The organism is Streptomyces sp. NPDC025651, from assembly GCF_055558735.1.
In genome coordinates, this window is the sequence record NZ_JBVHLZ010000007.1 from 274087 (window position 1) to 294352 (window position 20266).

17 protein-coding genes and 1 pseudogene are annotated in these 20266 nt (G+C 72.4%); 16 read left to right on the forward strand and 2 right to left on the reverse strand.

Annotated features, from left to right (window positions below; all coding sequences use genetic code 11):
- Positions 1-259: 259 nt before the first annotated feature.
- The 8 genes from ACZ4D5_RS25345 to mtnB all read left to right on the forward strand — a co-directional run bounded on the left by ACZ4D5_RS25345 (position 260) and on the right by mtnB (position 8602).
- The gene (locus ACZ4D5_RS25345; protein WP_467774678.1) at positions 260-1024 is read left to right on the forward strand and encodes an IclR family transcriptional regulator; all 765 of its coding nucleotides are present in this window, start codon (positions 260-262) and stop codon (positions 1022-1024) included.
- 334 nt (positions 1025-1358) lie between these two features.
- On the forward strand, positions 1359-2150 hold the full coding sequence (locus tag ACZ4D5_RS25350; RefSeq protein ID WP_467774679.1) for an MIP/aquaporin family protein: 792 nt from the start codon (positions 1359-1361) through the stop codon (positions 2148-2150).
- A 69-nt stretch (positions 2151-2219) separates the two neighbouring features.
- Complete coding sequence (glpK, locus tag ACZ4D5_RS25355) at positions 2220-3782, forward strand: glycerol kinase GlpK (RefSeq protein WP_467774680.1); 1563 nt, start codon at positions 2220-2222, stop codon at positions 3780-3782.
- Positions 3783-3786: 4 nt separating this feature from the next.
- Positions 3787-5397, forward strand: coding sequence for a glycerol-3-phosphate dehydrogenase/oxidase (locus ACZ4D5_RS25360; protein ID WP_362327480.1), 1611 nt, complete (start codon positions 3787-3789; stop codon positions 5395-5397).
- 123 nt (positions 5398-5520) lie between these two features.
- Entirely contained in the window at positions 5521-6585 is a 1065-nt protein-coding gene (locus ACZ4D5_RS25365) for an LLM class flavin-dependent oxidoreductase (protein ID WP_467774681.1), read from the forward strand.
- A gap of 58 nt (positions 6586-6643) precedes the next feature.
- Entirely contained in the window at positions 6644-7237 is a 594-nt protein-coding gene (locus tag ACZ4D5_RS25370) for a 1,2-dihydroxy-3-keto-5-methylthiopentene dioxygenase (RefSeq protein ID WP_467774682.1), read from the forward strand.
- A complete protein-coding gene (gene mtnC, locus ACZ4D5_RS25375) occupies positions 7234-7971 on the forward strand; it encodes an acireductone synthase (RefSeq protein WP_467774683.1) in 738 nt (245 codons plus the stop codon). The genes ACZ4D5_RS25370 and mtnC overlap by 4 nt, the downstream gene beginning before the upstream one ends.
- Positions 7972-7984: 13 nt before the next feature.
- Complete coding sequence (gene mtnB / locus ACZ4D5_RS25380) at positions 7985-8602, forward strand: methylthioribulose 1-phosphate dehydratase (RefSeq protein WP_467774684.1); 618 nt, start codon at positions 7985-7987, stop codon at positions 8600-8602.
- A 239-nt stretch (positions 8603-8841) separates the two neighbouring features.
- Here the strand turns inward: mtnB and mtnA are convergent, their stop codons facing one another.
- A complete protein-coding gene (mtnA, locus tag ACZ4D5_RS25385) occupies positions 8842-9906 on the reverse strand; it encodes an S-methyl-5-thioribose-1-phosphate isomerase (protein ID WP_467774685.1) in 1065 nt (354 codons plus the stop codon).
- Between the two features lie 380 nt (positions 9907-10286).
- Here mtnA and ACZ4D5_RS25390 point away from each other — a divergent pair, with 380 nt between their 5' ends.
- The 8 genes and pseudogenes from ACZ4D5_RS25390 (at position 10287) to ACZ4D5_RS25425 (ending at position 18730) form a co-directional block, all read left to right on the forward strand.
- The gene (locus tag ACZ4D5_RS25390) at positions 10287-11345 is read left to right on the forward strand and encodes a BMP family ABC transporter substrate-binding protein (protein WP_467774686.1); all 1059 of its coding nucleotides are present in this window, start codon (positions 10287-10289) and stop codon (positions 11343-11345) included.
- Positions 11329-12849: pseudogene (locus tag ACZ4D5_RS25395) on the forward strand (ABC transporter ATP-binding protein); the annotation flags it as partial. The gene ACZ4D5_RS25390 and the pseudogene ACZ4D5_RS25395, both read left to right, overlap by 17 nt.
- A gap of 277 nt (positions 12850-13126) precedes the next feature.
- Positions 13127-14200 carry an ABC transporter permease gene (locus ACZ4D5_RS25400; RefSeq protein WP_467774687.1) on the forward strand — a complete coding sequence of 358 codons (1074 nt, stop codon included), beginning with the start codon at positions 13127-13129 and terminating at the stop codon, positions 14198-14200.
- Complete coding sequence (locus ACZ4D5_RS25405; protein WP_467774688.1) at positions 14200-15120, forward strand: ABC transporter permease; 921 nt, start codon at positions 14200-14202, stop codon at positions 15118-15120. The genes ACZ4D5_RS25400 and ACZ4D5_RS25405 overlap by 1 nt, the downstream gene beginning before the upstream one ends.
- A complete protein-coding gene (locus ACZ4D5_RS25410) occupies positions 15117-15887 on the forward strand; it encodes a nucleoside phosphorylase (RefSeq protein ID WP_467774689.1) in 771 nt (256 codons plus the stop codon). Before ACZ4D5_RS25405 ends, ACZ4D5_RS25410 begins: the two co-directional genes overlap by 4 nt.
- A 62-nt stretch (positions 15888-15949) precedes the next feature.
- The gene (locus ACZ4D5_RS25415; protein WP_467774690.1) at positions 15950-17305 is read left to right on the forward strand and encodes an amidohydrolase; all 1356 of its coding nucleotides are present in this window, start codon (positions 15950-15952) and stop codon (positions 17303-17305) included.
- On the forward strand, positions 17302-17931 hold the full coding sequence (locus tag ACZ4D5_RS25420) for a sulfite oxidase-like oxidoreductase (protein WP_467774691.1): 630 nt from the start codon (positions 17302-17304) through the stop codon (positions 17929-17931). The genes ACZ4D5_RS25415 and ACZ4D5_RS25420 overlap by 4 nt, the downstream gene beginning before the upstream one ends.
- A gap of 70 nt (positions 17932-18001) precedes the next feature.
- Entirely contained in the window at positions 18002-18730 is a 729-nt protein-coding gene (locus ACZ4D5_RS25425) for a ferredoxin reductase (protein WP_467774890.1), read from the forward strand.
- A gap of 24 nt (positions 18731-18754) precedes the next feature.
- On the opposite strand, the gene ACZ4D5_RS25430 is transcribed toward ACZ4D5_RS25425, so the two are convergent.
- Positions 18755-20179, reverse strand: a complete 1425-nt coding sequence (locus ACZ4D5_RS25430) for an MFS transporter (protein WP_467774692.1) — start codon at positions 20177-20179, stop codon at positions 18755-18757.
- Between the last annotated feature and the right edge of the window lie 87 nt (positions 20180-20266).

Consider the following 20266-nt stretch of genomic DNA (forward strand, 5'->3'; position numbering starts at 1 on the left):
CGACGGCTGTCGGCTTTGCGCCTTCTGTTGGAGGGCGCACTCGGCCAGGGTAGCCGGGACCAAGGTCCCGTTGTGAAGGAGTCCACGGGGCGGACGTCCGGTGAACGCCTGGCTCGAACGGGTGCTTGACAGGGGGAACCCGTGGGAAACGACGACAACACGGGCCGTCCGCGCATTAGCGAGAGGTCGACAACGACCGATAGTGTTCAGCATTGTCGAACGTCGAATGTGGTGCGAGGGGACGGAGGTCGGGGCTGCGATGGCACGCAACATCCAGTCGCTCGAAAGGGCCGCGGCGATGCTGCGACTGCTCGCGGGCGGCGAGCGACGGCTCGGCCTCTCGGAGATCGCCTCCGCCCTCGACCTCGCCAAGGGGACGGCGCACGGCATCCTGCGCACCCTTCAGGCCGAGGGCTTCGTCGAGCAGGACTCCGCGTCGGGCCGCTACCAGCTGGGCGCCGAGCTCCTCCGTCTCGGCAACAGCTACCTGGACGTGCACGAGCTGCGGGCCCGCGCCCTGGTGTGGACCGACGACCTGGCCCGCTCCAGCGGCGAGAGCGTGCACCTGGGGGTCCTGCACCAGCAGGGCGTGCTCATCGTCCACCACGTCTTCCGGCCCGACGACAGCCGCCAGGTCCTGGAGGTCGGCGCGATGCAGCCGCTGCACTCCACGGCGCTCGGCAAGGTCCTCTCCGCCTACGACCCGGTCGCGCACAACGAAGCCGTCGAGGCCGAGCGCACCTCCTTCACCACGCGCACGGTGACCGACCCGGACGCCTTCGAGGGCGTACTCGACCTGACCCGCGCGCGCGGGTACGCGGCCGACGTGGAGGAGACCTGGGAGGGCATCGCCTCCGTCGCCGCCCCCATCCACGACCGGCGGCGCATGCCGGTCGGCGCGGTCGGCGTCACCGGCGCCGTGGAGCGCGTCTGCCGCGACGGGGAGCTGCGGCCCGAGCTGATCGCCGCCGTACGCGACTGCGCCCGCGCCGTCTCCAGGGATCTGGGCGCGGGGCGGTTCTGAGGGTGCGGCCGGGCCTCCGCGGAGGCTTCGGACGGGCTTCCGCAGAGGCCCCGGCCGAGGCCTCCGGAGCACGTCGGCACCTCGCTCGAGCTGCGAGATCACCGATAACCCGGAACGATCAATAACGATCGTGTTTTCAATAACAGAACTCTTGACGAGCGAGTAACCCCGGAGCGAGACTCGCGTCCATCGGTCGGCATTGTCGAACACCTACCGGCATTACGCGCTAGAGTGTGGCAAGGCCAAGGGCCGGCAACGACCTCACCTGAGGTCGCGGACCACCGGAGGGACCCGGGGTTCGCCTTCCCCTGGACGAAGGACAAAGGAGTCGCGGGTGTCCAGCTCCGACATCTTCATCGGCGAGACCATCGGTACCGCCGTGCTCATCCTGCTGGGCGGTGGCGTGTGCGCCGCCGTCACGCTCAAGCGCTCAAAGGCCAAGGACGCCGGCTGGCTCGCGATCACCTTCGGGTGGGGCTTCGCCGTACTGACCGGTGCCTATCTCGCGGGCGGCGTCTCCGGCGCCCACCTCAACCCGGCGGTCACGCTCGGCCTCGCGGTCGAGGGCGGCACCAAGTGGAGCGACGTCCCGATCTACCTGGCCTCGCAGCTGCTGGGCGCGATGATCGGCGCCTTCCTGGTGTGGGTCACCTACATGGGCCAGTTCAAGGCCCACCTGACCGACCCCGAGATCCTCGCGGCGCAGCCGATGGACGAAGGCATGGTCGACCAGAAGGCCGCCCCCGCGGCGGGTCCCGTGCTCGGCATCTTCTCCACGGGCCCGGAGATCCGGAACTACGCCCAGAACGTGATCACCGAGGTCATCGCCACGGTCGTCCTGGTCCTGGCCATCCTGACGCAGGGCCTCAACGACGGCGGCAACGGCCTCGGCGTCCTCGGCGCGCTCATCACCGCCCTCGTGGTGGTCGGCATCGGCCTCTCGCTCGGTGGCCCCACGGGCTACGCGATCAACCCCGTCCGTGACCTCGGCCCGCGCATCGTCCACTCCGTGCTCCCGCTGCCGAACAAGGGCAGTTCGGACTGGTCGTACGCCTGGGTGCCGATCGTCGGTCCGCTGATCGGCGGCGCCATCGCCGGCGGTCTGTACAACGTCGCGTTCAAGTAGACCCGCGACAGCGACCGATGACCGCCACAGACGCCTGAGACCACCGAGCAAGAACTTCTGGAGCACACCGTGACCGACGCACACACCGCAGGCACCCCCTCCCACGCGGGGCCGTTCATCGCGGCCATCGACCAGGGCACCACCTCGAGCCGCTGCATCGTCTTCGACAAGGACGGCCGGATCGTCTCCGTCGACCAGAAGGAGCACGAGCAGATCTTCCCGAAGCCGGGCTGGGTCGAGCACAACGCGACCGAGATCTGGACCAACGTCCAGGAGGTCGTCGCCGGAGCCGTCTCCAAGGCCGGCATCACCCGTGACGACATCAAGGCGATCGGCATCACCAACCAGCGTGAGACCACGCTGCTGTGGGACAAGAACACCGGCGAGCCGGTGCACAACGCCATCGTCTGGCAGGACACCCGCACCGACGCGCTCTGCAAGGAGCTCGGGCGCAACGTCGGCCAGGACCGCTTCCGCCGCGAGACCGGCCTGCCGCTTGCCTCCTACTTCGCGGGTCCCAAGGCCCGCTGGCTGCTCGACAACGTCGAGGGCCTGCAGGAGCGCGCCGAGGCCGGCGACATCCTCTTCGGCACCATGGACTCCTGGGTCATCTGGAACCTGACGGGCGGTGTCAACGGCGGCAAGCACGTCACCGACGTCACCAACGCCTCGCGCACGATGCTGATGAACCTGCACGAGATGGCGTGGGACGAGCGCATCTGCCACTCCATCGGCGTCCCGACGCAGATGCTCCCCGAGATCCGCTCCTCCGCCGAGGTCTACGGCGAGGTCACCGGCGGCACGCTCGGCGACCTGCTCGGCGGCATCCCCGTCGCCTCCGCGCTCGGCGACCAGCAGGCGGCCCTGTTCGGCCAGACCTGCTTCGACGAGGGCGAGGCCAAGTCCACGTACGGCACCGGCACCTTCATGCTGATGAACACCGGTGACAAGGCCATCAACTCCTACTCGGGCCTGCTGACCACGGTCGGCTACCAGATCGGCGACCAGAAGCCGGTCTACGCCCTGGAGGGTTCCATCGCCGTCACCGGTTCGCTGGTGCAGTGGATGCGCGACCAGATGGGCCTGATCAACTCCGCCGCCGAGATCGAGACGCTCGCGTCGTCGGTCGAGGACAACGGCGGCGCCTACTTCGTGCCGGCCTTCTCCGGTCTGTTCGCCCCGTACTGGCGCTCCGACGCCCGCGGTGTGATCGCCGGCCTGACCCGGTACGTCACCAAGGCGCACATCGCGCGCGCCGTCCTGGAGGCCACGGCCTGGCAGACCCGTGAGATCACCGACGCCATGACGAAGGACTCCGGCGTCGAGCTCGCGGCCCTCAAGGTCGACGGCGGCATGACCTCCAACAACCTGCTGATGCAGACCCTCTCGGACTTCCTCGACGCGCCCGTGGTGCGCCCGATGGTGGCCGAGACGACCTGCCTCGGCGCCGCCTACGCCGCCGGTCTCGCCGTCGGCTTCTGGTCCTCCACCGACGAGCTGCGCGCCAACTGGCGCCGGGCCGCGGAATGGACCCCCCACATGGACGCGGACACCCGCGACCGTGAGTACAAGAGCTGGCTCAAGGCCGTCGAGCGGTCCATGGGTTGGCTCGACGAGAGTGGCGAGGAGTAAGACAATGACCACCCTGCAGAGCGTCCCTGCCCTCGGGACGCATCCGGCTGCCGGTTCCAACCCGAGCCGCGCCGAGACCCGGGAGCAGCTTTCCAAGGCGACGTACGACCTCCTGGTGATCGGCGGCGGGATCCTGGGCATCTCCACCGCCTGGCATGCCGCGCAGTCGGGACTGCGGGTGGCCCTGGTGGACGCCGGTGACTTCGCCGGCGCCACCTCCTCCGCCTCCTCCAAGCTGCTCCACGGCGGTCTGCGCTACCTGCAGACCGGCGCCGTGAAGCTGGTCGCGGAGAACCACTTCGAGCGTCGCGCGGTGTCCCGTCAGGTGGCCCCCCACCTGGCGAACCCGCTCACCTTCTACCTGCCCGTCTACAAGGGCGGCCCGCACGGCGCGGCCAAGCTGGGCGCGGGCGTCTTCGCGTACAGCGCGCTGTCCGCGTTCGGCGACGGCGTCGGCCACCTGCTCTCGCCGGCCAAGGCCGCGCAGGACGTGCCGGAGCTGCGTACGGACAACCTGAAGGCCGTCGCGGTCTACGGCGACGACCAGATGAACGACGCCCGCATGGCCCTGATGACGGTCCGCGCGGCCGTCGAGGCCGGTGCCGCCGTCCTCAACCACGCCGAGGTCACCGGCCTGCGCTTCACCAAGGGCCGGGTCACGGGCGCGGAGCTCAAGGACCGCATGGACGGCACCGAGTTCGGCGTCAACGCCCGTCTGGTGCTGAACGCGACCGGCCCGTGGGTGGACCACCTGCGCAAGATGGAGAACCCGGACGCGGCGCCCTCCATCCGCCTGTCCAAGGGCGCGCACCTGGTCCTCAAGCGCACCGCCCCGTGGAAGGCCGCGCTGGCGACCCCGATCGACAAGTACCGCATCACCTTCGCCCTGCCGTGGGAGGACATGCTCCTGCTCGGCACCACGGACGAGGAGTTCGAGGGCGACCCGGCGGACGTGCGCGTCACCGAGTCCGACACCGCGCAGATCCTGGACGAGGCCGCGTTCTCCATCCGCGACCAGCAGCTGTCGCGCGACCTGATCACGTACTCCTTCGCGGGTCTGCGCGTGCTGCCCGGCGGTCCCGGCGACACCTCCAAGGCCAAGCGCGAGACGGTCGTCACCGAGGGCACCGGCGGCATGCTGTCGGTGGCGGGCGGCAAGTGGACCACCTTCCGCCACATCGGCCGTACGGTGATGAAGAAGCTGGAGTCGCTTCCCGGCCACCCGCTCGGCGACGACTACGAGCCGATCTCCGAGCTGCCGAAGAAGCTGCCGCTGCCCGGCATCGCCAACCCGCGCGCCGTCGCCCACCGCCTCCTGGTGGACGGTCCCGCACCCGGCCCGCGCATGGCCGCCGACACCGCCAAGCACCTGGCGACGCACTACGGCTCGCTCTCCTTCGACATCGCGCGCCTGGCGAACGAGAACCCGGAGCTCGCCGAGCGCGTCCACCCGGACGCCCCGGAGATCTGGGCCCAGGTCGTGTACGCCCGCGACAACGAGTGGGCCGAGACGGCGGACGACGTGCTGCGCCGCCGTACGACGCTGACGATCCGCGGCCTGGCCACGGACGACGTCCGCAGCAAGGTCGAGGACCTGCTGGGCAAGAAGGCCTGAAGGTCGGCTTCTTGAGCGTGGTTTCCTGAGAGTCGAGTAAGGGGCGGTCGCCAGGGCGACCGCCCCTTACTCATGCCATGCCACTGCCACAGTGCCGCAATGTTCGGCGCGCAGTGTTGAATCATGAAGTTTCAGGTGCTCTCCCTCATCTCCCACGCCCCGCACCCGCTGACCGGTGAACTCCCCTCCCCCGCCGACCGGTTCGAGGAGGTCGTCGAGGTCGGCGTGGCCGCGGAGGAACTCGGATACGACGCGTACGCCGTGGGCGAGCGGCACGCGGGCGCGTTCCTGTCGTCGGGGCCGACGGTCGTGCTCGGCGCCCTGGCCGCGCGCACCACCCGCATCAGACTCCTCACCGGAGTCACCGTCGTCGCGATCCTCGACCCCGTGCGGGTCGCCGAGGACTACGCGACGCTCGACCAGATCTCGCGCGGCCGCGTCGAACTCGTCGTCGGCAAGGGCGCGGAGGCCGGTCACTTCGACCTCTTCGGGCTCGACGAGGCGCGCCAGTGGGACCTGCAGCGCGAGAAGTACGAGCTGCTGCGCCGGCTGTGGACCGAGGAGAACGTCGACTGGCAGGGCGAGTTCAGGCCGCCCCTGAAGAACGTGACGACGGTGCCGCGCCCCTACGCCGGGGCGCCGCGGATCTGGCACGGCTCGGCGACCTCCCTCAACTCCCCCGAGCTCGCCGCCGAGCACGGCGACCCGCTGTTCACCGCCAACGCCATCCAGCCGCGCTCGGCGTACGCCTCGCTCATCGGCCACTACCGCGAGCGGTTCGAGGCGCACGGGCACGATCCGGCGGACGCGCGGGTGGCCGCGGGGTCGGGCGGCCTGCTCATCGCGGACACCGCCGAGCAGGCCGTCGCCCGCTACAAGGAGCTGTACGAGGCGAAGATCGCCCAGTCCTTCCGGCCCGACCTGGAGGGCAGAGCGGGCTACAACACGCCGTTCCGCACCATCGAGGACGCCATCGCGGACGGGCCCCAACTCATCGGCTCCCCGCAGCAGATCATCGACAAGATCCTCGGCTGGCACGAGGTGTACGGGCACGACCTGCAGTCGGTCTCCGTGGACGGCTTCGGGCTCTCGCGCGGCGAACAGGTCGAGACACTGCAGCGGTTCGCCGAGGAGGTCGCGCCGGTGGTCCGGCGGGCGGCCCCGTCCACGCTGTGGGACACCCTGTGACGCGTCCGCACCGCGGACTACGATCCGACGCACACCCTTGACCTGCACTGGAGTGACCATGACTCTCCTGACGACCTGGCCGGAGGCCGGCCCTGAGACCGTCGTGCGCCGCACTTCGGACCCGGCCGAGATCGCCGCCGCGCTCGCCCCGGCAGGCGTGCGGTACGAACAGTGGCCGGTGCGCGAGGACGTTCCCGCCGACGCGGACAGCGACACGGTCTTCGCCGCGTACCGCACGGAGATCGACAAGCTCAACGCCGAGGAGGGCTTCCGCACGGTCGACGTCGTGGCGCTGCACCCGCCGGCCGACGGGGCCGACCCCGAGTGGCCCGCGAAGGCCGCGGCGGCCCGTCAGAAGTTCCTGGCCGAGCACACGCACGACGACGATGACGAGGTGCGGTTCTTCGTCGCGGGCGCCGGCGTCTTCTACCTCCACGTGGGCGGCGAAGTGCACGCCGTCTACTGCGAGAAGGGCGACCTGCTGGGCGTGCCGCGCGGCACCACGCACTGGTTCGACATGGGTACGTCGCCCGCCTTCACGGCGATCCGCTTCTTCCACGAGGAGGACGGCTGGATCGGCAACTTCACCGGCAGCCCGATCGCGGAGCGGTTCCCCGACTTCGACACGATTCACGCGGGGTACGCGGCGTGAGCTCGGCTTCGGGTTCTGGTTCGGAGTTCGACGTGGACGCCGTGGTGCTCGACATCGAGGGCACCACGAGCGCCACGGGGTTCGTGGTGGACGTGCTGTACCCGTACGCGCGCGAGCGGTTCGGCGAGCTGCTCGCCTCGCGGGGCGGGGAGGCGGAGGTGGCGCGGGCCGTCGCCCAGGTGCGGGAGGAGATCGGCGAACCCGACGCCGATGCGGCGCGGGTCGAGGAGGTCCTCGGCGCGTGGGTCGACGCCGACCGCAAGGCAACGCCGCTCAAGACGCTGCAGGGCATCCTCTGGGCGGAGGGCTTCGCGCGCGGCGAGCTCGTCTCGCACTTCTACCCCGACGTGATCGAGGTGCTGCGGCGCTGGCACGCGGACGGGGTGCGGCTGTACGTGTACTCGTCCGGCTCGGTGGCGGCGCAGCGGGCGTGGTTCGCGCACTCCGCGCAGGGCGATCTGCTGGGCCTCGTCGGCGGGTTGTACGACACCGAGAACGCCGGGCCCAAGCAGGAGGCGGACTCCTACCGGAAGATCGCCTCCTCCGTCGGGGTCGCCCCGGAGCGGCTCCTGTTCCTGTCCGACCGGCCGGGCGAGCTGGACGCGGCGCGGGCCGCGGGCTGGCGGGCGGTCGGGGTGCGGCGGGCGGGCGAGCCCTACTTCGACGCCGCGTTCGGTGACCATCCGCAGGTCTCGGACTTCTCCGGGATCTTTCTTGCCGCCCGGAGCAGTTGATGAGGAGCAGTTCATGACCGAGACCGCCGTCGACGTTTCCGCCGAGGACCTGGAGGGGGCGGGGCGCGTACTGGCCGCGGAGGCCGCGCGGTTCGCCTCGTTCGGGTGGATGCGGGGGACGTCCGGGAATCTGTCGCTGGTGCTGTCGCGGGATCCGGTGCGGATCGCGGTGACCGCGAGCGGGCGGGACAAGGGTGAACTGACGGCGTCCGACGTGGTGTTGACGGACGGGGAAGGTGCGGCGGTGGGGCCGGGGCGGCCGTCCGCGGAGGCCGCGCTGCACGCGCGGGTGGTGCGGCTGACCGGGGCGGGGGCCGTGGTGCACGTGCACACGGTGGCGTCGGTGGTCATGGGGCAGCGCGCGCCCGAGGGGATTCCCTTCGAGGGCCTCGAGATGCTGAAGGGGCTCGGTCATCCGACGCACGAGGTGTCGGTGACGCTTCCGGTGATCGCGAACAGCCAGGACATGGGTGTGCTCGGGGATCGGCTGGAGGCGGCGTTGTCGCCGGGGATGCCGGCGGTGGTCGTGGCGGGGCATGGAATCTATGTGTGGGGGGCGGATCCGCGGGAGGCTCGGCATCGGGCCGAAGTCGTGGAGTGGCTGCTGGAGTTGGCGGCGGCTCGGGGCTGAGGTCTGCCTCCGGCGGTTCCTTCCCCGACCCCGCCCCTTCCCGAAAGTTGCGGCTCCGCCGCCCGGGGCTCGGTCGATCGCGCTTCGCGCTCGTCCTCAAACGCCGGACGGGCTGGAAAATCCAGCCCGTCCGGCACTGATCTCTTCAGCCCCTCCGGCGTTTGAGGAGCGGGGTCCGGGGCGGAGCCCCGGTTTCGGGAAGGGGCGGGGTTGGGGAAAGGACCGCCGGAGGCAAGACCTCAGCCCAGCTCCGCGCTCGGCAACTCCCCCGCCGACACCTCCAGCACTCCCCGCTCCGTGACCAGCGCCGTCACCAAGGAGCCCGGGGTCACGTCGAAGGCGGGATTGTGGCCGCGGGAAGCCGCCGGGGTCGTGCGGATGCCCGACCACTCCAACACCTCCTCCTCGCCCCGGAGTTCGATGTGGATTCCGTCACCCGACTCCGTCCCGAGGTCCACCGTCGTCGTCGGTGCCGCCACCATGAAGGGAATGCCCGCGTGCGCGCAGGCCAGCGCGACGCCGACCGTGCCGACCTTGTTCGCCGTGTCGCCGTTCGCGGCGATGCGGTCCGCGCCGACGATCGCCGCGTCGACCTCGCCCCGCAGGATCGTGCCCGCCGCCGCCCCGTCCGCCTGGACGTAGTGCGGGATGCCCTCCTGGGCGAGCTCCCAGGCCGTCAGGCGGGCGCCCTGGAGGAGCGGCCGGGTCTCGTCCGCGTACACCGTCTCCAGGCGTCCCCTGGCGTGGAGTTCGCGGACGACGCCCAGGGCCGTGCCCCAGCCCGCCGTGGCGAGCGCGCCCGTGTTGCAGTGGGTCAGGATCCGCAGCGGGCGGTCCGGCTCCGCGGCCACGCGCTCGAGGAGCCAGTCCGCGCCGTACGCGCCCATCGCGTGGTTGGCCGCCAGGTCCTCCTCGACGATCGCGTGCGCCTCGGCGAGGACCGCCGCCGCCCCCGCGTCGATGAGGGACTTCACGCGGTCCACGCACACCATGAGGTTCACCGCGGTGGGCCTGGCCTCCCGGACCCGTGCGACCTCGGCGTCCAGGCGCGCGCGGTCCCAGCCCTCGCGCTCGGCCTGGGCCATGGCGAGCGCGACGCCGTACGCGCCGGCCGCGCCGATCGCGGGGGCGCCGCGGACGACGAGGCGCACGATCGCGTCGATCAGACCGTCGACGGTCGTGACGTCGAGGCGCTCCAGGGTGTGCGGAAGCACGGTCTGGTCGATGAGGGAGAGGGACGGGGACGAGGCGTCGTCGTGCGGGCCCGCCGTCCACGTCACGGCGCGCAGGTCCTGGCTGCTCATGTGCTCAACTCCGAATGAAGGGGGGCGATTCCGGCCATGGGAGGAGGGGTGCCGTCACCGTACCTGACATGCTCGAACCACATTCCGAGACGTTCGTGCGGCTGTCCGAAATCCGGTGTTACCCTCACCGCCACCCAGGACAGATCGATCCGATCCACGGTGCGAGGAGGACAGCCATGACCGCGAACATCGCCGCGAAAGCGACCGCGACGCGCTGCCCCGCCGTGTCCTGCGGCCGCCGAATGTGCCGTTGTCGCCGCTGTTGCTTCTGTCGCCGCTGAGCGACGCCGCCCCGAGCACCCCCGGCACGACCCTCAGCACCCGTACGACTCTCCTGTCACCGTCTGGGCCGCTCCCAGGCACCTCACGAAGGCGATCCCATGTCCCTGCGTACGCGTACGTCCCTGAGACTCACCGCCGCGACCGTCGGCGCCGTCCTGCTGGCCACCGGCTGCAACGCCGCCGCCAAGGGCGGGGATTCGGACGAGGGCGGGGAGGGGAAGACGTTCACGCTGATCACGCCCGACCCCGTCGCCCAGAACGAGTTCCTCAAGCTGTCCGTCAGCGGGGTGAAGGCGGCGGCGAAGGCCCGGGGCGGCTCGCAGAAGGTCTTCCAGAGCAGCGACCACGACTCGCGGCAGCAGAACGTCGCCTCGGCCGTGGACTCCGCCCCGGACGTCGTCGCCCTGGTCGGCTTCGAGTTCGCGGACATCGTGGCGCAGCAGGCCGAGGCGCACCCGAAGCAGCAGTTCCTGCTCGTCGACGCGTGCACCAAGAAGACGTACGAGAACGTCACTTGTGCCGTGTTCCGCGAGCACGAGGCCGTCTTCCTCGCGGGCGCCGAGGCCGGGCTGCTCACCGAGAGCGGGCGGGTCGGGGCCGTCGACGCGCTCGACACCCCGCAGTTCCGGCGGTACAGCGAGCCCTTCGAGGCGGGTGCGAAGAAGGTGCGGCCGGGTGTGAGGGCCCGGACGCTGTTCGTGGGCGGGCAGTCGCCGTTCAACGACGCGGCGCGCGCCAAGGACCAGGCGGCGACGCTCGGTTCGGGCGGGGCGGACCAGGTGATGGCGGCCGCGGCCGGCGGCAACACGGGCGTCTTCCAGGCGGCGAAGGCCGGGAACGGCAAGGGGTTTCAGGCGTACGGGGTGGACGCCAACCAGTGCCTCGGCGCCCCCGGGGTCGTCGTCGACAACGTACTCAAGAAGACCGATGTCGCCGTGGAGAAGGGCATCGCGCAGATCCTCGACGGCAAGGGCGGCACCACGGTGTCGTACGGCCTCAAGGAGGGCGGCATGTCGCTGACCGGCCTGGAGCCGGAGGTCGCCGACTCCAGGTGCCTGATCGCGAAGCCCGCCAACAAGGACGTGCTGGAGCGCGTCGAGAGGCTGCGCGACGACATCGTCGCCGGGAAGCTGACCGTCGATGACCCCGCCTCCTGAGGTGGCGGGCGAGGCCTGCGCCGAGGTGGCGGGCGAGGCTCCCGCCGTCGAACTGCGGGGCATCACCAAAAAGTTCCCCGGCACGCTCGCCAACGACCGCGTCGACCTGACCGTGCGGCGCGGCGAGGTCCACGCCCTGATGGGTGAGAACGGCGCGGGCAAGTCGACGCTGATGTCCGTCCTTTACGGGCTGCAGCGGCCGGACGCCGGGCAGATCCTGCTCGACGGGCGCGAGGTGTCCTTCGCGAACCCGAGCGAGGCGATCGCCGCGGGGCTCGGGATGGTGCACCAGAGCTTCAAGCTGTTCCCGTCGTTCACGGTCGCCGAGAACGTCGTGTACGCGGCCGAGCCGCGCCGTTTCGGCCTGACCGACCGGGCGGAGGCGGTGCGCAGGGTGGCCGCGCTCTCGGCGGAGCACGGGCTCGCCGTCGATCCGGCGGCGAAGGTCGGCGACCTGCCGGTGGGCGTGCGCCAGCGCGTGGAGATCCTCAAGCTCCTCCACCGGGGCGCCCGTACGCTCATCCTCGACGAGCCGACGGCCGTCCTGACGCCCGCGGAGGCGGACGCCCTCTTCGGTGTGCTGCGCTCCCTCGCCGACGAGGGCCGCACGGTGCTCCTCGTCACGCACAAGCTGCGCGAGGTCATGGAGGGCAGCGACGCGGTGACGGTGCTGCGCGACGGGCGGGTCGCGGCGCGCGTGCGGACCGCGGACACGACCGCGGACGGCATCGCGGCGGCCATGACGGGGCGTTCGGTGGAGCTCGACCGCGTCCATCCGGCGGGCTCGCCGGGCGGTGAGGTCCTGTCGGTCGCCGGGCTCGCGGCGGGCGGGGTGCGGGGCGTGTCGCTCACGGTCCGCGCCGGGGAGATCGTCGGCGTCGCGGGTGTGGCGGGCAACGGGCAGTCCGAACTGGTCGAGGCCGTCGCGGGGTTGCGTCCGGTGACCGCGGGCCGGGTCTCGCTGACCGGGCGGGACATCACGGACGCGACGGCGGCGGAGCGCCGTGCGGCGGGCCTCGCGTACGTCCCCGAGGACCGGGCGGCGGTCGGGACGGCGTCGGCGGCGACGATCGCCGAGAACCTCGCCATGGGCCACCATCGGGGCCACGGCCTGCTCCGCCCCGGCTGGCTGCGTGAGCACGCGCGCGGCCTGATCGAACGCTTCGGGATCAAGGCGGCGTCGTCCGCGCACGCGGCGGGTTCGCTCTCCGGCGGCAATCTGCAGAAGCTCGTCATCGGCCGCGAACTGGCCCATGAATCGCCGCTGTTGATCGTCGAGCAGCCCACGCGTGGCGTCGACATCGGCGCCGTCCAGACGATCCACGACCAGCTGATCGCCCACCGCGACGCGGGCCACGCGATCCTCCTGGTCTCCGCCGAACTCAGCGAGATCCGCGGCCTCTCGGACCGGGTCCTGGTGATGTACGAGGGGGAGATCGCCGCCGAGTTCGCCCGCGAGGAGGCGGACGAGCGCCGCCTGGGTCTCGCGATGGCGGGGGCGGCGCCCTCGGCGGGCGGCGACCGGAGGGAATCCGTTCCCGGGGCGGAGCCCGGACCTGCCACGCACGAGCCGACCGACGCCGCGCCGGGCGAGCGAGGGCCCGACGTGGCAGGGGCTCCCGTGTCCCCCGCGGCAGGGGCTCCCGTCTCCCCCGCGGCAGGGGCTCCCGTCTCCCCCGCGGCCGAGGCGAGCGGTCGCGGGGCCGGGTCCTGTGGTGGTCCCGCTGGTCCGCCCGCACGGCGGGCCCCTCGATCCGGTTCCGGCAAGGAGGCCCCCTGACATGGCCGTTGAGACTCTCTCCGAGGGGCGGTCGCCGGTTGCGCGGGTGCTCCGGTCGTCCGCTGTGCACTCCGTCGTCGCCGCCGTGCTCGTCGGGGCGCTCTTCCTCCTCGGGACCGGGGCCGAACCGATCGGCGCGTACGGTTCCGTCGTCAGCGGGGCGCTCGGGCCCGACGGGATCGGGTCCACGCTGACCACCGGGACCAGCATCCTCGGGCTCGCCGTCGCGCTTGCGATACCGATGCGGGCGGGGCTCCTGAACCTCGGCGGTGACGGGCAGTTGGTGCTCGGCGGGATCGCCGCCGCGGCCACCGGGCTCCACGCCCCGCTGCCCGCGCCGCTCGCCGTGCTCGCCGCGCTGCTCGCCGGGACGCTGGCGGGCGCCCTCTACGCCGCGGCGGCCGCCGTGTGCCAGAACCGGTTCGGCGTACCGCTGTTGGTGAGCAGTCTGCTGCTGAGCTATCCGGCGATGTCCTTCGCCTCCTACCTCGCGCGCTTCCCGCTCAAGGAGGAGGGCTCCAGCCTGCCGCAGACCCGGCGCCTGCCGGACGGCGTGGAGCTGCCCGCCTTCGGGTCGTCCACCGTCACGGCGGGGCTCGTGCTCGTCGTGGTCGCCGCGGGCGCCTTCGTGTTCGCGGACGCCCGCACCGCCACCGGCTACGAGATCCGCATGACGGGCCTCAATCCGCGGTTCGCGGCGTACGCGGGGGTCGACAGGCCCCGTCTCACGCTGCGCCTGATGGCCCTGTCGGGGGCGGTCGCGGGCCTGGTCGGCGCGATCGGCGTGCTCAGCTTTCCCTACCGCTTCATCGACGGGTCGCTGACCGCGGGCGGGCACACCTGGACGGGCCTGACCGCCGCGCTCCTCGCCGCGGCGGCGCCGGTCGGCACGGCTGTCGCGGCGCTGTTCTTCGCCGCGCTCGAAGTCGGCGGGCTCGCCATGGAGCGGGCCACGGAGGTGCCGCGCGAGCTGACGCAGGTGCTCCAGGCCGTCGTCATCGTCTTCCTGGCCGCACGCCTCCGGTTCACCTGGCGGCGCGCCAGGAGGACCGCAAGCCTCAAGGGGGACCTCTGATGTCCGTCGACTCCGCGCTCTTCCACTCCGCGCTCCTCGCGCTCACCCCGATCCTGCTCGCCGCGCTCGGCGGCGCGATCTGCGAGCGCGCGGGCGTGTTCAACATCGGGCTCGAAGGCATGATGCTGATCGGCTGCTTCGCCGCGGTCGCGGGCAGCTGGTTCACCGGCAGCGCCTGGCTCGGCGTGGCCCTGGCCGCCCTCGCGTCGGCGGCGTACGCGATGATCCTCGCCGTGGGCACCATCAGTCTGCGCGGCGACGCGGTCGTCCTCGGCGTCGCGCTGAACCTCCTCGCGGTCGGCCTGACCGGCTTCCTTCTGCGGACCACCTTCGGCGTCCAGGGCACCTTCTCCGACCCGGAGTTGACGGGCCTGACCGGCATCGACGCCGGCTTCCTCGGCCCCGTCCTGTCCGGGCACTCCGCCCTCGTGTACGTCTCCTGGGCGGCCGTGGCCGTCGCGGCCGTGTTCCTCGCGCGCCATCCGTGGGGGCTGCGCCTGCGCGGGGTCGGCGAGGCGCCGGACGCGGCGGCGACGCTCGGCGTGAGCCCGGCGAAGTACCAGTACCTTGCGGTGCTCGCCAGCGGGTTGCTCTGCGGGCTCGCCGGCGCCCAGCTCGCCCTCGGCAACGTCACGTTGTTCTCGGAGAACATGACGGCGGGGCGCGGCTGGATCGCCGTGGTCGCGGTCATGCTGGGCCGCGCGCTGCCGGTCGGCGTGCTGCTCGCCGCGCTGCTCTTCGGTGTCGCGGAGGCGGTCGGCTTCCGGCTGCAGGGCAACGGCCTGCCGCAGCAGGCGACCGACGCCGCCCCCTATGTGGTGACCCTGGTCGCCCTCTTCCTGTCCACGGCGCGCCGCGGGTCCACGGCGCGCGGCAGGCGCCGCAAGCGCCCCAAGTCTCTGGTAGGAGCCTCTTCATGACGTCCTCGATCGACGCGCTGCCCATCACCCGCGTCCCCCGCACCGGCCTGCCCGCGCACGCGGTCGTCGTCGGCGACCCGGGCCGCGCGGCCGCCGTCGCCGACCTCCTGTCGGACGCGAAGGAGGTGTCGTACCACCGCGAGTACCGCACCTTCACCGGCAGCTGGCAGGGCACCGAGGTCGTCGTCGCCTCGCACGGCGTCGGCGCCCCCGGCGCGATCCTCCTCTTCCAGGAGCTCGCGGAGGCGGGCGTCACCACGATCCTGCGGCTCGGCACGGCGGGGGCGATCCGCCCCGGCATCCGCGACGGCGACCTGGTCATCGCGGACGCGGCGGTGCGCGACGACGGCGTGACCCAGCAGCTGATCCCCGCCGAGTACCCGGCGTTCTCCGCCCCGGAGGCGGTCATCGCCCTGCAGCGCGCGGCGCGGGCGGCCGGCGCCCCGCACCACCGGGGCGTGGTGTGGACGCGGGCCGCGTTCCAGCCGGGTTTCCTGCCGCTGCCCGGCGATGCGTACACGCGGGCCGGGATCGCCGCGATCGAGATGGAGCTCTCGGCGCTGTACGTCTTCGCCTCGACGCACGGCCTGACGGCGGGCGGCGCCCTCGTCGTGGACGGCGCGAACGCGGACGAGCTGGTCGACAAGGAGGACCCCTTTTCGACCGGTGCCTACGACCCGCACCGCGACGTGGTCGCCGAAGGGGTCGACCGGGGCGCCCGGATAACCTTGGACGCGCTGCGCCTGCTGGCCTCGGCCGAGCGCTGAACGAGGGCGGAGCCAGCGCGGCGACCGCCCGCGACCACGTGGAACACGGAGAAACGGAACCGATGCACGCCACTGACCTGCCGGCCCAGGACCGGGGCGGCCCCATAGACCTCCTTGTGCACGGCGGCGACGTCCTGACCGTCGACGACGCGGGCACCGTCGTGCCGGAGGGCGCCGTGGCCGTCCGCGCCGGACGCGTCGTCGAGGTGGGCCCCGCCGACCGGCTGCGCACCGCGTACGAGCCGGCCGAGGAGATCGACGCCCGGGGCTGCCTCGTCCTGCCGGGCCTGATCAACACGCACACGCACCTCGCGATGAACCTGATGCGCGGCATCGCCGACGACGTCACGCTGCAGGGTTTCCTGGAGCGGGTGATCCCGCGCGAGGCCGAGATCCTCTCGCCGGAGACGGTGGCCGCCGCGATGCGGGGCGCCGTCGCCGAGTCCGTGCGTGGCGGCGTCACCACCGCGCTCGACATGTTCTGGTTCCACGAGGCGGCCGAGGACGTGGCCCGCGAGGCGGGCTGGCGCCTGCTGACCGGGCCGACGTTCATGGACGTGCCGGGTCCGCCGGACGGCAGGCCCTACGCCGAGCGCCTCGACTGGGCGGCCGAGCACCTCAAGGCGTACACCCCGGCGCCCGGCACCCGTCCGGTCGTCTGCGCGCACTCCGCGTACACCCTGAACCCCGCGCAGCTCACCGAGATCGCCGCGCTCGCCCGCGAGCACGGCGCGCTCCTGCACATCCACGCCTCCGAGAACGCGGCCGAGGTCGCGAACGTGACCGGGCAGCACGGCATGCGCCCCGTCGAGCTGCTCGACTCGCTCGGTGTGCTCGGCCCCGACACGCTGCTCGCGCACGCCGTCGACCTCACGGACGCCGAGATCGCGGCCATCGCCCGTACGGGCACGAAGGTCACGCACTGCCCGGTGTCGAACCTGAAGCTGGGCTGCGGCATCGCGCGCGTGCCCGAGCTCCTGGACGCGGGCGTCACGGTCGGCCTCGGCACGGACGGCGCGGTGTCCTCCAACACCCTCGACCTGCTCGGCGCGGTCAGGATCGCCGCCCTCGTGCACAAGGCGGGCGGCGACCCCACGGCGGTCGGCGCCGAGCAGGCCGTGCGGATGGCGACCGTCGAGTCGGCGCGGGCGCTCGGCCTCGGCGACCAGCTGGGCTCGCTGGAGCCGGGCAAGCGTGCGGACCTGATCGTCGTCGACAGGGACCGCCCGCACCTGCTGCCCCGCCACGACCCGTGGTCGACGCTGGCGTACGCCGCCGCCGCTTCCGACGTCCGTGACACGGTCGTCGACGGGCGCGTCCTGATGCGCGACCGCGCGCTGCGCACGCTGGACGAGACGGCGGCGCTGCGGGACCTGGCCGCCGCGGCGGCCGGGCGTCCGGAGACGAGCGTCGTATGAGCCCGGACACCGCTTTCGAGCCGACCCGCGGCTTCACGGGCCGCGCCCGTGCCGCGGACCGCGATCCGCGGCTGCCCCCGGGGCAGTACGACGCGCGGGACGGCTGGCCCGTCCTGTCCGCCGAGGTGACGCCCCACCTGGCCGCCGCCGACTGGACGTTCCGCGTGGACGGGCTCGTCGCGGCGCCGCGCACCTGGACCTGGGACGAGGCGCACGCCCTGCCCGCGTCCGAGTACCGGGGCGACATCCACTGCGTGACGAGCTGGTCCAAGTTCGGGGTGCGCTTCGGCGGCGTGAGCCTCGACTCGTTCCTGGCCGCGGCGGGACCGCTGCCGGAGGCGACGCACGTCGTCGCGTACTCCCACTCCGGCTACACCACGAACCTGCCGCTGGCCGACGTGAGCGGCGGCAAGGCGTGGATCGTCTGGGAGTACGGGGACGGTCCGCTGCCCGCCGAGCACGGCGGCCCGGCCCGCCTCATCGTCCCCCACCTGTACTTCTGGAAGAGCGCCAAGTGGGTCGCCGGGCTGCGGCTCCTCGACCACGACGAGCCCGGCTTCTGGGAGCAGAACGGCTACCACCACCGGGGCGACCCGTGGGCCGAGGAGCGCTACTCCGGTGACTGACACCTCGTACCCGAAGCACCCGAAGCACCCGAAGCACCCGGAGCACCCGAAGCGCCCGGCCAACGGCTTCGTGCCGCCGACCCGCTTCGCCGTGCCCGGCCGCATCGCGGTGAGCAACCGTGCCGCGGCCACCTGGCAGCGCGCGACCGTCGTGGAGGTCCGCCGCGAGACCCCTGCCGTGTCGACGTTCCGCCTCAAGGTGCCCGAGTGGCAGGGGCACCTGCCGGGCCAGCACCTGATGCTGCGGCTCACCGCCGAGGACGGCTACGTCGCCCAGCGGCACTACTCGATCGCCTCGGCGCCCGACGGCAGCGGCGAGATCGAGCTGACCCTCGACCACGTGCCGGGCGGCGAGGTGTCCGGGCATCTGCACGGCGTGGCCCGCGTCGGCGACGTGGTCGAGGTGCGGGGGCCGCTGTCCGGCTTCTTCGCCTGGCCCGGCGACCGGCCCGCGCTGCTGCTCGGGGCGGGGTCCGGTGTGGTGCCGCTGATGTCGATGATCCGCCACCACCGCGCCGCGGGGCTCGACGTGCCGCTGCGTCTGGTCGTCTCGGCGCGCACGGCACAGGATCTGATCTACGCGAACGAGTACGGGGACGAGACCACCGTCGTCCTGACCCGTTCCGAGGGCCGCCTGAACGCCGCCCACCTGGCGCCGTTCCTCGGTCCCGACGGCCGGCCGGACGGCGGCTGGGAGGCGTACGTCTGCGGCTCCAACGGCTTCGCGGAGCACGCGTCGCGGCTTCTGGTGGAGGGCGGCCAGCCGGTGGACCGGATCAGGATCGAACGCTTCGGCTGACCGCTGCCCGCGTCGGGGCGGGCGTCACGGGGAGACCTCCTCCAGGCGCCGCCCCGCCGTCTCCTCCGCGCCGAGCGCCGCGACGACGGCGCCCACGACGGCGACCGCGCCGAGCATCACGAACACCATGGAGACACTGCCGCCCGCGTGGACCGCGCCCACGACGATCGGGCCGAGGATGACGCCGAGCCGGTTCATGGCCCCGCCCACGCTGGAGCCGAGCGCCCGCATACGGGTCGGGAAGAGCTCGGGCGTGTACAGGTACAGGCAGATGTTGGAGCCGAAGAAGAAGACCGCGGCGAGCGAGGTCCAGACGAGGACCTCGACCGGGGTGCGGGCGCCGAGGAACGCGAGCACGAGCAGCATGGCCGCCGCCCCGCCCGAGCAGCCGGTGATGACCCGCCTGCGGCCGGCCCTGTCGACGGTGAGCGCGGCGACGAGGCAGCCGAGCAGACCGGCGCAGGACGTGACGGTGGAATAGAGGAGCGCGTCCGGCAGGGACAGGTCGTAGCGGTTCTGGTAGATCGTCGGCAGCCAGGACGTGATGCCGTAGTTGACGAAGTAGCCGGTGAACCAGAGGACGCCGATGACCAGGGTGCGGCGGCGGTAGCGGCCGGTGAACAGGCCGCGCGGTCCGCTCGCGGACGCCTCCGGGCGTTCGGCCGAGGGCTCGGCCGGGTGCGCGTTCGCGGGCGGGGCCTCGGCGACGGGCGGCAGCGGCTTCCCCGTGATCCGCTCGACCTCGGCCTCGATGCCCGTCATGACGGCCGCGGCCTCCTCCGTCCTGCCGTGGTCGGCGAGCCAGCGCGGCGACTCGGGCACCTTGCGCTGTACGAGGATGCAGAGCACGCCGGGCAGCGCGGCGATGGCGTACATCCAGCGCCAGCCGAGGAGAGGCACCACCCACGCCGCGACGAGCGCGCCGACGGTGAGGCCCGCGGGGAAGACCAGTTCGTAGAGGAGCACGAAGCGGCCGCGCCGGTGACTGCGGGTGATCTCCGCGATGAAGGTCGCCGCCACCGGGACCTCGCCGCCGATGGCCAGGCCCTGGACGAAGCGCAGGCCCATGAAGAGGTCGGGCGAGGGGGACGCGGCGAGGGCCAGGTTGGCGACGCTGGAGACCGCCACGCACAGCGCGATGACCTTGACGCGGCCGATGCGGTCGGCGAGCCGCCCGGAGAGCAGAGCGCCGACCAGCATGCCGATCGAGCCGACGGTCAGCAGGAGCGTGGCCCGGGAGGTGGACAGCTGCCATTCGTCGCGCAGCTCGGGCAGGGCGTAGGCGATGAGGAGCTGGTCGAAGGCCTCGAAGAAGGTGACGGCGCCCACGACGAGCCGGACGGTGACGTGCCAGCGGCACAGGGGGAGCCGTTCGAAGCGGGCGGCGATGTGGGCCCGGGTGGCCAGGAGGGGGTGATCCGGCGGTGTGTCTGAAGCGTTGAGCGTCATGCAGGTACTCCGCGGCGGTGAGGGGGAGCGGGAGCGCGGCCTTGGACCCGGCGCCGGGAACTGGTTAGCGCAAAGTTTTTAAGCGCT

What these genes read in the sequence shown, in the direction of transcription:
- ACZ4D5_RS25345 (WP_467774678.1), top strand. Translation starts at nt 260, where the DNA reads ATGGCACGCAACATCCAGTCGCTCGAAAGGGCCGCGGCGATGCTGCGA.
- ACZ4D5_RS25360 (WP_362327480.1), top strand. Translation starts at nt 3,787, where the DNA reads ATGACCACCCTGCAGAGCGTCCCTGCCCTCGGGACGCATCCGGCTGCC.
- ACZ4D5_RS25365 (WP_467774681.1), top strand. Translation starts at nt 5,521, where the DNA reads ATGAAGTTTCAGGTGCTCTCCCTCATCTCCCACGCCCCGCACCCGCTG.
- ACZ4D5_RS25370 (WP_467774682.1), top strand. Translation starts at nt 6,644, where the DNA reads ATGACTCTCCTGACGACCTGGCCGGAGGCCGGCCCTGAGACCGTCGTG.
- mtnB (WP_467774684.1), top strand. Translation starts at nt 7,985, where the DNA reads ATGACCGAGACCGCCGTCGACGTTTCCGCCGAGGACCTGGAGGGGGCG.
- mtnA (WP_467774685.1), bottom strand. Translation starts at nt 9,906, where the DNA reads ATGAGCAGCCAGGACCTGCGCGCCGTGACGTGGACGGCGGGCCCGCAC.
- ACZ4D5_RS25390 (WP_467774686.1), top strand. Translation starts at nt 10,287, where the DNA reads ATGTCCCTGCGTACGCGTACGTCCCTGAGACTCACCGCCGCGACCGTC.
- ACZ4D5_RS25400 (WP_467774687.1), top strand. Translation starts at nt 13,127, where the DNA reads ATGGCCGTTGAGACTCTCTCCGAGGGGCGGTCGCCGGTTGCGCGGGTG.
- ACZ4D5_RS25405 (WP_467774688.1), top strand. Translation starts at nt 14,200, where the DNA reads ATGTCCGTCGACTCCGCGCTCTTCCACTCCGCGCTCCTCGCGCTCACC.
- ACZ4D5_RS25410 (WP_467774689.1), top strand. Translation starts at nt 15,117, where the DNA reads ATGACGTCCTCGATCGACGCGCTGCCCATCACCCGCGTCCCCCGCACC.
- ACZ4D5_RS25415 (WP_467774690.1), top strand. Translation starts at nt 15,950, where the DNA reads ATGCACGCCACTGACCTGCCGGCCCAGGACCGGGGCGGCCCCATAGAC.
- ACZ4D5_RS25420 (WP_467774691.1), top strand. Translation starts at nt 17,302, where the DNA reads ATGAGCCCGGACACCGCTTTCGAGCCGACCCGCGGCTTCACGGGCCGC.
- ACZ4D5_RS25430 (WP_467774692.1), bottom strand. Translation starts at nt 20,179, where the DNA reads ATGACGCTCAACGCTTCAGACACACCGCCGGATCACCCCCTCCTGGCC.